The sequence below is a fragment of the Rhizobium phaseoli genome (assembly GCF_003985125.1).
Classification (GTDB): Bacteria; Pseudomonadota; Alphaproteobacteria; order Rhizobiales; family Rhizobiaceae; genus Rhizobium; species Rhizobium phaseoli.
In genome coordinates, this window is sequence record NZ_ML133579.1 from 91521 (window position 1) to 104837 (window position 13317).

Consider the following 13317-nt stretch of genomic DNA (forward strand, 5'->3'; position numbering starts at 1 on the left):
GTTTTCGAGAGCCTATTCCATCACCGCGCTATGATCGACGGCGGGCGCCGCCTTTGGCTTGCGCAGCAGCAGCACCAGCGGAATGACCGCGAGCGACATCAGCATCAACAGCTTGAAATCGTCCATATAGGCGATGATCGTCGATTGCAGCGTGATGATCTCATTGAGTGAGGCACGCCCGGCTGCCGTCAGCGGACTGAGCCCCTGCGCCGCCACCGCGTTGAAGGCGTGGTTGAACGGCGTTACATAGGCTGCGATCGATTCGTGATTGCTCTGCGTGTTCTCGACGATCAGCGCCGAGACGATCGAGATGCCCACGGACGAACCGATGTTACGCGACAGATTGTAGAGGCCGGTGCCGTCGCCGCGCATATGGGCGGGCAGCGTGGCGAAGGCGATCGTCGTCAGCGGCACGAACAGGAAGCCGAGTCCGGCACCCTGAATAAAACCGACGGAGACGATCGTCCACTGCGAGACGTCAGGCGTCCAGCCGGTCATGTCATACATCGCCCAGGCGGTGAGGCCGAGCCCCAGCACCAGCAGCCAGCGCGTATCGACCTTGCCGATCAGCCGCCCGACGACGAACATGCAGAGCATGGTGCCGAGCCCGCGCGGCCCCATGACGATGCCGGCGGTGATCACGGGATAGCCCATCAGCGTCTGCAGGTAGGGGGTCATCAGTGCCAGCGAGGCGAGATAGGTGATGCCGATCACGAAGATGAAGATCATGCTGATCGTGAAGTTCTGATCGAGGAACAGCTTCGGATTGACGAAGGATTTCTCCGCCGTCAGCGTGTGCACCAGAAGCAGATAGAAGGCAGCGGCGCAGATGATCGATTCAAGCACGATCTCGCCGGAGGAGAACCAGTCGAGCTGCTCGCCGCGGTCGAGGAAAAGTTGCAGTGAGGCGATGAACAGGCTCATCATCCCGAAGCCGAACCAGTCGAGCTTGGCGAGCGCATCCCTCTTCGTTTCCGAAACGAAGACGACGATGCCTGCAAAGGCGAGCGCGCCGATCGGCACGTTGATGTAGAACACCCAGCGCCAGCTGATATTGTCGGTCAGCCAGCCGCCGATAACAGGCCCGAGAACCGGCCCGACCATGACCGAGACGCCAAAGAGGGCCATGGCCGAGCCGCGCTCCTCGACCGTATAAATATCGAGGAGAATGCCCTGGGAAAGTGGCACCAGCGATGCGCCGAACAGCCCCTGCAACAGGCGGAAGGCGACGATCTGGTTCAGCGACTGCGCCAGGCCGCAAAGCACGGAAGCGCCGACGAAACCGGCAATCGCGACAAGCAGCACGCGCTTGCGGCCGAACTTGGCCGCGAGGAAGCCCGAGGGCGGCGTCATGATCGCCGCGGCGACGATGTATGAGGTCAGCACCCAGTTGATCTGGTCGGCGGAGGCCGACACGCTGCCCTGGATATAGGGCAGCGCCACATTGGCGATTGTTGTGTCCAACGCTTGCATGATGACCGCGAGGATGACGCAGGCGGTGATCGCGCCACGATTGGCGACCGGGCTCGCCGAAGATGCGGAGGCGTTATTCATGATCCTTGCCCTGAGTCCGCCCCAGAAGCTTGTTGACGAAGTCAGGCAGGCCACGGGCGTGGCCGGTATCGACATCGACCACCGTGCTCATGCCGACGCGAAGCGGCGGCTTGCCTTGCACATCCTCGATGCTGACCCGCATCGGTATGCGTTGGACGACCTTCACCCAGTTGCCGGTGGTGTTCTGCGCCGGCAGCAGCGCGAAGCTGGAGCCGGAAGCCGGGCTGATGCTCTCGACCTTGCCCTTCCAGGTCACGCCGGGATAGGTGTCGACGTAGATCTCGGCCATCTGCCCTGATTTGACGTAGGTGAGCTCGGTTTCCTTCGGGCTGGCGGCGATCCACAGGTGATCCGTGGCGACAAGCGAGAAGGCCTGCTGAGAGGCCTGCAGATAGGAGCCCACCTGCAGCGCGTTGACATTGGTGACGATGCCGTCGAATGGCGCCTTGACGACGCTGTGGTCGAGTTCGCGCTGGGCGTTGTCAACATTCGATTTGGCCTGCAGGTAAAGCGGGTTCTCCTCGATCGGCTGGTCGGCCGAGCCGCCGAGCTGAGCAAGCGTCGTTGCGGCTTCCGCCTTGGCAACGGTCACCTTCTGCCAGGCAGCCTCCAGATTGTGTTTGGCCTCGTCATAGGCCGACTGCGTGGCGCTGCCGTTGTTGACGAGGCTCTGCTGCCGGTCGAACTGATCCTGATAATAGGGCAGATCGGCCTGTGCTTGGGTGATCTCGGCGAGCGACTGCTGGTAGCTGGCTTTGAGATTCATGATCTGGTTGCGTTGCACGCCGAGCTGCGCCTTGGCCCCATCGAGCGCGATCTTGAAGGAATCTGCCCGCAAGCCGAAGAGCACCTGCCCCGCCTTGACCGCCTCATTCTCATGCACATTGATCTGATCGACGATGCCCGAGACATCGGTGGTGACCCCGACCATATCGGCCTGGATATAGGCGTTGTCGGTCGACATCACCTGGCCGCCATTGACGTAATAGTAACCGCCAACGCCGAGCGCCACCGGCAGCAGGGCGAAGAGGACTGGGCGCGTAAGACTGCGCCGGCGGCGGACCTTGTTGCCGCCAGGCGCAGCCACGGCGGCAGCCGGCGCTGAATTGGATGAAGGCGCTTCGGCTACCGTTTTCTGCTGTTTGACCTGGTTTTCTTCGGATGTCTTGGCATTGGCGTCGGCAACGACGCGGAGGGTGGGTTGATCAGCCATCGTTCATCTCATTTTCTTCAACTGGTTTCCGGCAAGCCTGCACCAGGTTCGTCTTCATTGCGGACAGGATCTGGTAAAGCTGCTCGCGCTGCTCGGCCGGAACGCCTTCCAGTGCCTCCCCGCGGGTCACATCGCCAAGCTCGCGCATTTCGGCGAGCAGCGGGTGGGCTGCTTCGCGCATGTAGAGCAGCCAGATGCGCCGGTCGGTCGGGTGCTGACGGCGCTCGATCAGCCCGCGCTCAGCAAGCTTGTCGAGGATGCGCACCAGCGTGATCGGCTCGATTTCGAGGATTTCGGCAAGGCCGCTCTGATGGATACCTTCATTGTTGGAGAGATAGGCCAGCGTCTGCCATTGCGAACGCGTCAGCCCGAGGCACTTCGCGCGTTGCTCGAACCGCTTGCGCAGCAGCCGTGCGACGTCGTGGAGAAGGAAACCGAGTGTGGGCGTGGCGCTCATGAAAACCTGTGTCGACTATTTATAAGCATACTTATGATATCGGTAGATATATTGAGCATGTGCGCCGCACAAGGGCAGGAGAGGAAAATATCGCAATCGCGGCCAAAATGCCGCAGCGCGGTCGGAGCCTGAACCCTTTTGTCGGCCGTCACGCGCCGGACAGTGGCCATGGGATGGCTCAGCCCTAGTTTCACGGAGGGATTGCCTCTACAGGAGGTGCACAGGAGAGCTTGAATGGCGTTCTTCGAAAGCATGCTGACGCTGCTGCTGGTGGCGATCATCTTCCTGCAATTCTCCAGGAAATTCCGTATTCCCTATCCGACCATGCTGGCGATCGCCGGCATCATCGTCGCCGCCTTCCCCTGGGCGCCCAATGTCGCAATCGATCCGCAGCTCGCCTTGGCACTCCTGATCGCGCCGGTGCTTTTTGACGCCGCCTATGATCTGCCGCCGCGGACATTAAAGCGCAATTGGCTGCCGCTCGTCTCGCTCGCCGGCATTGCCGTGATCCTGACGGCCGCCGCCGTCGCCGCCGTCGGCGTGACGATCGCCGGCCTGCCGCTTGCCGCAGCCATAGCACTCGGCGCTATCGTCGCGCCGCCGGATGCGGCCGCCGCGACCGCCATGCTCGACCGCTTCGACCTGCCGCGCCAGACCTATGTGATCCTGAAAGGCGAGAGCCTGCTGAACGATGCCGTGGCGCTGCTGATTTTCAGCGCCGCGGTTGCCGCCGTCGCAAATCCCGCCTTCTTCACCGGCGTCCTGGCCGAACTCACGCTGGCGGTACCGGGCGGCATCATCCTCGGCTATCTCCTCGGCCGTCTCTACATGGTCGTCGGCCTGAAGCTCGCCGGCACGCTCGGCGGCACCCTGCTCGAATTCGTCGCCACCTTCGGTACATGGGTCATCGCCGAACGGCTGCATCTATCGGCCATCCTGGCGATCGTCGTCTATGCGATGGTGATTGCCCGCTACATGCCCGAGCGCCAGACGGCCCGCCACCGCATTCATTCCTATTCTGTCTGGGAAGCCGCCGTCTTCCTGCTCAACGTGCTCGCCTTCCTGCTGATGGGTCTGCAGGTCCGCCAGATCGTTCTCGAACTCGAACCGGGCCGCCTGAATTTCGCAATCATCCTGGCCACCGCGGTCTTCGTCACCGTCATCGCCGTCCGCCTGGCCTGGGTGCTCTTTTATAACCGCGTGGTCACCATTCTCGCTGCACGCGGCTATACGAGACAGGCCGCCCCCTCTTTCGCCACCAGTCTCATTGCCGGCTGGTGCGGCATGCGCGGCCTCGTCACATTGGCGACGGCGCTCGCCTTGCCGATTGACTTCCCCGATCGCGACATCATCCTGCTTAGCGCGCTTGCCGTCGTCCTCGGCACCCTCGTCGTCCAGGGGCTGACGCTCGGGCCGCTGATCCGCTTCCTGAATTTCGATCCGGATACGTCGCTGGACCGCGACCTCACCCGAACACGCATCGCACTGATCGATGCGGCGCTCGCCGAGCTTCACGGCCAGGACAAATCCACTCGCATCTTGCGCGACGTCTATACCTCCGAGCGCGAGATCGCCGCGGACGGCAAACACCCGCGCGAAGTCAGCAAGCTTGATAAGCAGCGCCGCCGCGTCATCGTTGCGAAACGCCGCAAACTGGCCGCGATGCGCCGCAGCGACGAGATCGACGACGATGTCTTCCACATTCTCGAGCAGGAGCTCGACTGGGCCGAGCTTGCCGTTCTGCCGCCCGGTCGCGACGAGATCGTCGAGAGTTGACAGGGTCTCGTGAAGTCTTCGTGATTGCGAGAAAGGGGATAATTGGCGTTTGCTATTTTTCGCCGCTGCCGTTTATATCCAGTTCCGCAGTGACGATTTTTCCGACGTGCATCGCATGCCGGCTTTCCTTCCCAGGGATTGGACGCCGGGAGAAATCACGAGGGCAGCAGCCTTCGTTCCAAAACAAGACACGAATAGCATCACTTCATTTTGGATTGGGCGGCAGTCGATCGGCCGCCGAGCTTGGAGGGACCGTTATGACGGACGTGCTTCGACGGATATTGGCGTTTGGCTCCATCGCAGTGTTGATGCCCCTGGCCGCGATGGCGCAGGGCGCTCCGGCCGCCCCTCCTCCCGTCACCGTCGCAAAACCTGTTGTCCGCGACGTCATCGACAGCGACGAGTTCATCGGCCGTTTCCAGCCGGTCGACGAAGTCTCCGTGCGCTCACGTGTCGGCGGCTATCTGCAGGAAGTCCATTTTGAGGATGGCGCCCTGGTCAAGCAGGGCGACCTGCTCTTCGTCATCGACCAGCGGCCGTTCATAACCGCGCTCAACCAGGCAAAGGCCGCGCTGGAGGCTTCGCAGTCCACCCTGGTCTTCGCCGACGCTCAGTACAAGCGCGCCCAGTCGCTTGCTTCGAGCGGCAGCCAGTCCGCACAGACGCTGGACGATCGCCGCCGCGAATTTGATTCCGCCCAGGCCAATGTCCGCGGCGCTCAGGCCGCCGCCGATCGCGCAGCGCTCGACCTCGAATATACCGAGATCAAGGCGCCACTCAGCGGCCGTATCGACCGCCGCCTGATCTCGACCGGCAACCTCGTGCAGGCTGACCAGACGGTGCTCACCACCATCGTTTCCCTCGATCCGATCGATTTCTATTTCGACGTCGACGAGCGCCGCTTGCTGAATTTCGCCGACACCGCGCGCAAGATGGGCACGGACCTCCAACTGGGCGGCGGCGGCGTGGATGTCTCCGTCACGATCTCTGATCCCACTGCCAAACCCTTCAAGGGAAAACTCGATTTCGCCGAGAACCGTGTCGATAATGAAAGCGGCACTATTCGCATCCGCGCCCGCCTTGCAAATCCCGATCTCGTCCTGCAGCCGGGCCTGTTCGGTCGGGTGCAGGTCGCAGCCTCCAACACCTACAAGGCCATTCTCGTCCCCGACGAAGCGATCGGTTCGGACCAGAATGAGCGCGTCGTTTATGTCGTCGCCGACGATGGCAAGGTTTCGACAAAGCCCGTGCGGCCCGGACCGCGGCTCTACGGCTACCGTGTGATCCGTGAGGGCCTCGACGGCACGGAGACGATCATCGTCAACGGCCTGATGCGCGCCCGGCCGGGTTCGACGATCACGCCTCAGATGAGCGAACTGCCGCAGGAGCGGCAGGACACTGCGCCGGAAGCCGCCAGCGCGGAGAACGGACAATGAGATTTGCGCACTTCTTCGTGGACCGGCCGATCTTTGCGGCCGTCATCTCGATACTCTTTCTCGTCGTCGGCGGCATTGCCTATACGCAGTTGCCGGTTTCCCAATATCCGGAGATCGCGCCGCCGACCATCGTCGTGCGCACCTCCTATCCGGGCGCCGACCCGCAGACCATCGCCGACACGGTTTCGACGCCGCTCGAACAGCAGATCAACGGCGTCGAAGACATGCTTTACATGTCTTCCTATTCCAGCGCCGACGGCGCCATGTCGCTGACGATCACCTTCAAGCTCGGCACCGATCTCGACAAGGTGCAGGTGCTCGTTCAAAATCGCGTTTCCATCGCGCTCCCCCGCCTTCCGGAGGAAGTCCAGCGGCTCGGCGTCACCACCGACAAGAGTTCGCCCGACCTGATGATGGTGGTGCACCTCCTGTCGCCGTCGCATCGCTACGACCAGCTCTACGTCTCGAACTACGCCCGCAACCGCATCCGTGATGTGCTCGTGCGCCTTGATGGCGTCGGCGACGTGCAGATTTTCGGCGAACGCCAGTATTCGATGCGCATCTGGCTCGATCCGGAAAAGCTCTCCGCCTACGGCATGACATCGGACGACGTCGTCTCCGCATTGAGAGATCAAAACGTCCAGGTCTCCGGCGGCAAGATCGGCGCGCCGCCGGTGACGGGCAAGAACGCCTTCGAATATACGGTGCGAACCGACGGACGCTTCTCCGACGTGCGCGAATTCCGCTATGTCATCGTCAAATCCACGGGAGCGGGCCGGCTGGTGCAGTTGCAGGATGTCGCCCGCATCGAACTCGGCGCACAGGATTACGTCACCAACAGCTATCTCAACAACGACCCCGCGGTTGCGCTCGGCATTTTCGCCAGACCGGGAACCAATGCTCTCGACACGGCGCATCAGGTCCAGACCTTGATGAAGGACATCTCGCAGAATTTCCCGCCGGGATTGGAATATCGCATCGTCTACGACACGACCGAATTCATCTCGGATTCGATCAATGAGGTCTATAGAACCATCGCCGAGGCGGCCATTCTCGTGGCGATCGTGGTGCTCGTCTTCCTGCAATCCTGGCGAACGGCGATCATCCCGATCGTCGCCATTCCCGTGTCGCTGATCGGCACCTTCGCAATTCTGCTGGCCTTCGGCTTTTCGCTCAACATGCTGACCCTCTTCGGCCTCGTGCTGGCAATCGGTATCGTCGTCGACGATGCGATCGTCGTGGTCGAAAACGTCGAACGCAACCTGGCCCGCGGCATGACGGCCAAGCAGGCCTCCCACGTCACGATGGACGAAGTCGGCACCGCCGTTGTGGCGATCTCGCTCGTGCTGATCGCCGTCTTCGTGCCGACGGCCTTCATTCCCGGCATATCCGGCCAGTTCTACAGGCAGTTCGCGGTGACGATCTCCGTTACCACGGCGATATCGGCCTTGAATTCCCTGACCCTCTCGCCCGCCCTTGCCGGCATATTGCTGAAACCTCACGACCACGAAACCAAACGCCCGAACATCGCAACCCGGCTCGGAAGGGGTCTCGCTGACGGTTTCAACCGCGGCTTCGATAGGATGAGCTCCGGCTATTCATGGGTCGTCAGGCATCTGGTCAGCAGTTGGATAGGGTTGACCTGCTCGATGCTCGCCTTCGCTGGCCTGCTCGGTGCAACCTGGTACATCGGCACGCGCGTTCCCTCGGGCTTCATCCCGACCATGGACCAGGGTTATGCCATCGTTGTCGTACAGCTTCCCGACGGCGCTTCGCTCGCCCGCACCGACGCCGTTGTCAAACAGGTCGGCGACATCGCCCGCACCGTGCCTGGCGTCGGCAATGCCGTGCAGTTCGCCGGCTTCAGCGGCGCGACGTTTACCAACGCCTCCAATGCCGGCGTCGTGTTCGTGCCGTTAAAATCCTTCGCCGAACGCGAGGAAGGCGGTGAGAACGCCAACAAGATCATCGGCGAGCTCTATATGAAGCTGCAGAGCATCCAGGAGGCTTTCATCATTGCCATCCCGCCGCCTTCCGTGCGCGGCGTCGGCAATTCCGGCGGCTTCAAGATGCAGATTTCCGATCTTGAGAACGCAGACATGACACGCGTGCTCGGCCTTGCCCGCCAGATGATGGGGGCGGCGGCCACGACGGAAGGGCTGACCGGGGTCTTTACGACATTCTCCGATGCAAGCCCGCAATACTTCCTGTCGATCGACCGCGACAAGGCGCGTTTCCTCAATGTGCCGATCCCCAACATCTTCAATGCGCTTTCGATCAATCTCGGCGTCGCCTATGTCAACGATTTCAATGCGTTTGGTCGCGTCTACCAGGTTCGCGCCCAGGCCGACCGGCAGTACCGCATGGACAAGGAAGATATTCTCTCCTTGAAGGTGCGCTCGGCGACGGGGGCGCTGGTGCCTCTCGGAACCCTGATGGACATTCAGGACTCCAGCGGCCCGGCGCTCGTCCAGCGCTACAACATGTATGTGTCGGTGCCGCTTCAGGGCAATCCGACGCCGGGCACGTCGACGGGCGACGCCATCAAGAAGATGGAAGAGCTGGCGGCCAAGATCCTGCCGCCGGGCACAACCTTCGAATGGACCGAACTCGCCTATCAGGAGACTCACACCGGCAATACGGCCGTCTATATCTTCGCGCTTTCGGTGATCTTCGTCTTTCTGGCGCTGGCGGCCCAATATGAAAGCTGGGTGCTGCCGCTCGCGATCATCCTCATCGTTCCGCTGGCGGTGCTGGCGGCGCTGATCGGCGTTTCGCTCCGCGGCATGGACAACAATGTCCTGACGCAGATCGGCCTGATCGTGCTGATCGGTCTGGCGGCCAAGAACGCCATCCTGATCGTCGAGTTCGCGAGACAAGCGGAAGACGAAGGCAAGTCGCCGGTCGACGCCGCCATCGAGGCCAGCCACCTTCGCCTTCGCCCGATCCTGATGACAGCTTTTGCCTTCATCTTCGGTGTTCTGCCGCTTGCCATCGCCACCGGCCCCGGCGCCGAAATGCGGCAATCGCTCGGCACCGCGGTCTTCTCGGGCATGCTGGGCGTGACATTCTTCGGTCTGTTCCTGACGCCGGTTTTCTACGTCGTGCTGCGCGGCTGGCGTCGCAACCGCTCAGTTGAAAGGCCGGTCGAGGCCGTCCCGACCGAAAGGGAGACGGTCTGATCAACGCGATGGCGCAACCTTCCCGGTGGCGTGCTGTCAGGTGGAAAACAGATGCACCTGCCCCCGCCACAGGCGAGCGACGGTGAGTTTGCCGCTGCGAAAGGCGCGCGTGTCGAGATTGAGCCGCCGCGGCCGGATGTCCGGTTCGTCGTTCGGGGTATGACCATGCACGACGAGTTTCGGCAGCGGCACCCGGCTGTCGAGAAAACGGTGGCGGATGAGCACCAGATCCTCGTCCGTCTGTGCTGCAAGCGGCCGCGCCGGATCGATGCCGGCATGGACGAACAAGACGTTCGGCGTGTCCAGCATGATCGGCATCGCCCGCATGAAATCGATATGCGTGTGCGGCAGCGAATGACGGAGGAAGGCGTCGAGCTGCGCGCCCGACGGGAAGACCAGCGGCAGATGCTCCGGATCGAGCCCATAGGATTTCAACGATTGCGCCGCCCCGATCCGCATCCAGTCGTCAAAGGAAAGCCAGCCGTCGATATAATCGAGCATAGCCATCTCGTGGTTGCCGGTAAGGCAGATTCGATCGAATCCGTCCGGCGGCGGCTCCATGAGGTGATTGATGACCTGCGCCGATTCCGGGCCTCGGTCGATATAGTCGCCGAGCATCACGATCAGCTTGCGCCCTGGAAGCCGTGCCGCATCCCGCAGGATCGCCTGCTCGACCTGCACGAGCAGATCACACCGGCCGTGAATATCGCCGATGGCATAGGTTGGGATATCGGCAATATCCATTGTCAGACGCGGTCTCGGCTGGCGCGCCATTTTCGAAACCTCGCTGCGGCGAGCAAGAGAGTCGCTCATCATGTTTCCCAATCAAGGAAGCCCCCGGTTAACCATAAGTAGCGTGAAGGCCGAGGCGATCAAGTTGGTGAGAAAATTCGAGGCATCGGTTTTTTCTAGAAAAACCGTTCTTATCATCCGGAGCGAAATCCCTCACTGCTGGTGTCCGTCGAGGAAAGGGTGATCGATGGGAACCGTATCGCAATTTCGTGACCGCCTGAGACCACCAGCGCATCGCATCGAAAGCGAGGAGGCGGCAATATCGACAGCCCGTAACCTCGCCGCCGCATTCCGGCGCGAGGCGAGCGAACGCGATATCAACCGCATTCTGCCGTTTGCCGAGCTCGACGCGCTGTCGATATCGGGACTGACGGCCATCTCCGTTCCGCCCGAGCATGAGGGGCTCGACGTGCCGAACGCCCTGCTGGCCGAGATCGTTGCGATCATTGCCGAGGCCGATGCCTCGATCGGCGAGACTCTGGAGAATCATTTTTCCGCACTGGAAACGCTCCGCATTCAGGCCGGCGAGGATCTGAAGGCCTCGCTGTTTGCCCGGGTGCTGCTCGGCGACCGCTTCGCGCTCGCCACTTTCGCCGAAGGCTGCGAGCTGATGGAGGAAGGCCTGGGCTATCGCCTCAGCGGTCGCACTCGGCAGGCGGCCGGCATCCTCTATGCCGACTGGATTGCCGCTACCCTAACGCTTCCGCCCGACCGCGCGGTAACGCTCTACCTCACCGGCAGCGATGAAGACCTGAAAGTAGTCGATGATTGGGACGGCTTCGGCCAGCGCACCAATGGATCGGCAACGATCATTGCCGGCACACTCCGTGTCAACGCCGATGTAATCGCGCCGGCGTCTTCGCTTGGATATTCGACCGGCATGTCGCTCCGCCTGCTGCTCAAGGCCGGCGTAAGCCTCGGTATAGCGCGCGCAGCGTGGGCCGACCTGATGGCAGTGATCGGCGATCACGCCGCCGTCCTCTCTGACCTCGGCGGCCATGCCATCGGCATCGAAGCGACGGCGGCGGCCTTGGAACGGGCTGGCCGAAAACTCGACTTTGCCCAGGTCAACCCGGTTGAAGCTGCGATAGCGGACGCGCAATTTTCCGCTGCGGCGGCCGCGACCATTGCCGGCGAAACCGCGCTCAGCATCGCCAGCGCCCTATTCGAACTCGCGGGGCAGGCATCAGCCGGTATCGGGCTCAATCTCGACCGCCATTGGCGCAATGCCCGCGTTCACGCGCTGTCGCTGCCGCGAGATGGACTGCTGCGCAGCGTGGGCGAGTATATGTCGCAGAAAACCGAAAACTGACAGATTGCGGCAGCGCGCCGTCATGCGGAACGATATGGAACGAAGCGATGTCAGCTGGCCGCAGAGATCGGAAAATCTTCCGTCGCGCCCTCGACATGGCCGCCGGCTGCGACGAATTGTTCGAGGGTCATATTGTCGAGAATGGCGGCGATCGCGTCCCGAACATCGGTCATCGAACGCCGCACCTGACAGGTTTCCGGATCGGCGCAGTCGTCGCAGGCCTCATAGGCCGTGCGGCTGGCGCAGCGGATCGGCGCCAGCGGCCCGTCGAGCGTGCGGATGACATGGCCGATGCGGATTTCGGAGGCCGGCCGCGAGAGGGAATAACCGCCGCCGGGTCCTTTTTTCGAACGCAGAATGCCGACATTGCGCAATTCCAAGAGAATCGTATCAAGGAATTTCTTCGGAATATTGTTGCGGGCGGCAACGTCGTTGATGAAGGCAGTCTCGCCCGGCGGCAGCCGCGCCAGATCGACCAGCGCCTTCAGGCCGTATTTTCCCTTTTTCGTCAGCATTGTCTATTGCCCTGTCGAAAACGCAACATTTATCCCGCCAATAGCAGGCAAATAGCGTCGAAAGCGTGAAGATACAACAAAATAGCTATTATTTATAGCTTATATTGGCAACATCTCCAGTCCTGCCGACAGCGGTGGCGGCGTTTGAGACATTCCTCGATTGCGCCGCTCGCTCGCGATCGCCCGCGCTGTGCCGTCAGATTGTCTTGAGCATACCGCCATCGACGAAATAGGTCGAGCCGATGCAGTAGCTCGCCCGTTCCGAACTCAGGAAGACGAAGACGTTCGCCAATTCTTCCGGCGTGCCGAACCGTTTGGAAGCAGCATGCTCATTGGCGACGCTCTGCAGATAGCCTTCCCAGTTCCCGCCGTTTTCCGCGGTCAGCTGCTTGGCGGTCTTGATCCAGTCCGGCGTCAGGATCAGGCCGGCATTGACGCAGTTGACGCGAATATTGTCCGGGATGAGCTCGGTCGAGAGCGTCTTCGAAAACATCATCAGCGCCGATTTGCTGACATTGTAGATCGGCTCGTACCAGAGCGGCTGGACGGCGCAGATCGAGGCATTGTGCAGGATGACCCCGCCGCCGCGTCGCTTCATCTGCGGCGCGATCCCGCGCGCCAGCCGCCGGCGGCCATTACATGCAGATCCCAATAGGCCTGCCACTTCTCGTCAGGGGCCTCCATCACCGTCTCGTTCGAGCCGGTGCCGGCATTGTTGATGAGGATATCGGCGCCGCCCTTCTCCGCAGCCGCGGCAATGATCGCCTCCGTTCCCGCAACCGTCGCCACGTCGGCGGCGACGGCGGTGGCGCTGACGCCGTATTTCTCGCCGATGCGGCTGGCCTCGGCCTCCAATCGCTCACCGCCGCGCGCCGCAAGCACCAGGTCAGTGCCCTCCGCCGCCAGCCCTTCGGCGATCGCCAGCCCTATGCCGACCGACGCGCCCGTTATGACAGCGAGCTTACCCTTCAACCCCAAATCCATATCTTCCTCCTGAAGCCGCCGGCGGTCCGGCCCGATGTGCCGAGTGTTTCGCCAATGTTTTCGGGCGTCAAGCCTTGCGGCAAGCTCCGATCTGTC

9 protein-coding genes and 1 pseudogene are annotated in these 13317 nt (G+C 62.0%); 4 read left to right on the forward strand and 6 right to left on the reverse strand.

Annotation, left to right across the window (positions count from 1 at the left end):
• Nucleotides 1–12 precede the first annotated feature (12 nt).
• From EFD56_RS22285 to EFD56_RS22295, 3 genes are read right to left on the reverse strand one after another with little or no spacing between them, the layout of a single operon-like run.
• A complete protein-coding gene (locus tag EFD56_RS22285; protein WP_126906299.1) occupies nt 13–1554 on the reverse strand; it encodes a DHA2 family efflux MFS transporter permease subunit in 1542 nt (513 codons plus the stop codon).
• Nucleotides 1547–2767, reverse strand: a complete 1221-nt coding sequence (locus EFD56_RS22290; RefSeq protein ID WP_126906300.1) for an HlyD family secretion protein — start codon at nt 2765–2767, stop codon at nt 1547–1549. The genes EFD56_RS22285 and EFD56_RS22290 overlap by 8 nt, the downstream gene beginning before the upstream one ends.
• Nucleotides 2760–3224, reverse strand: coding sequence for a MarR family winged helix-turn-helix transcriptional regulator (locus tag EFD56_RS22295; protein ID WP_126906301.1), 465 nt, complete (start codon nt 3222–3224; stop codon nt 2760–2762). The genes EFD56_RS22290 and EFD56_RS22295 overlap by 8 nt, the downstream gene beginning before the upstream one ends.
• Nucleotides 3225–3458: 234 nt before the next feature.
• Here EFD56_RS22295 and EFD56_RS22300 point away from each other — a divergent pair, with 234 nt between their 5' ends.
• From EFD56_RS22300 to EFD56_RS22310, 3 genes are all read left to right on the forward strand, one after another.
• The gene (locus EFD56_RS22300) at nt 3459–5000 is read left to right on the forward strand and encodes a cation:proton antiporter (protein ID WP_126906302.1); all 1542 of its coding nucleotides are present in this window, start codon (nt 3459–3461) and stop codon (nt 4998–5000) included.
• Between the two features lie 257 nt (nt 5001–5257).
• Entirely contained in the window at nt 5258–6436 is a 1179-nt protein-coding gene (locus EFD56_RS22305; protein WP_012485012.1) for an efflux RND transporter periplasmic adaptor subunit, read from the forward strand.
• Nucleotides 6433–9618: an efflux RND transporter permease subunit gene (locus EFD56_RS22310; RefSeq protein WP_126906303.1), complete on the forward strand. Its 3186-nt coding sequence runs from the start codon at nt 6433–6435 to the stop codon at nt 9616–9618. Before EFD56_RS22305 ends, EFD56_RS22310 begins: the two co-directional genes overlap by 4 nt.
• A gap of 36 nt (nt 9619–9654) precedes the next feature.
• Here EFD56_RS22310 and EFD56_RS22315 read toward each other — a convergent pair whose 3' ends face one another.
• Nucleotides 9655–10431, reverse strand: coding sequence for a metallophosphoesterase (locus EFD56_RS22315; protein ID WP_183819929.1), 777 nt, complete (start codon nt 10429–10431; stop codon nt 9655–9657).
• A gap of 166 nt (nt 10432–10597) precedes the next feature.
• Between EFD56_RS22315 and EFD56_RS22320 the strand changes: the two genes are divergently transcribed.
• A complete protein-coding gene (locus EFD56_RS22320) occupies nt 10598–11722 on the forward strand; it encodes a monooxygenase (protein ID WP_126906304.1) in 1125 nt (374 codons plus the stop codon).
• Between the two features lie 50 nt (nt 11723–11772).
• On the opposite strand, the gene EFD56_RS22325 is transcribed toward EFD56_RS22320, so the two are convergent.
• Both EFD56_RS22325 and EFD56_RS22330 read right to left on the reverse strand, forming a co-directional pair.
• Nucleotides 11773–12237: an RrF2 family transcriptional regulator gene (locus tag EFD56_RS22325; RefSeq protein WP_012485016.1), complete on the reverse strand. Its 465-nt coding sequence runs from the start codon at nt 12235–12237 to the stop codon at nt 11773–11775.
• A gap of 196 nt (nt 12238–12433) precedes the next feature.
• Nucleotides 12434–13221, reverse strand: a pseudogene (locus EFD56_RS22330) (SDR family NAD(P)-dependent oxidoreductase).
• Nucleotides 13222–13317 lie beyond the last annotated feature (96 nt).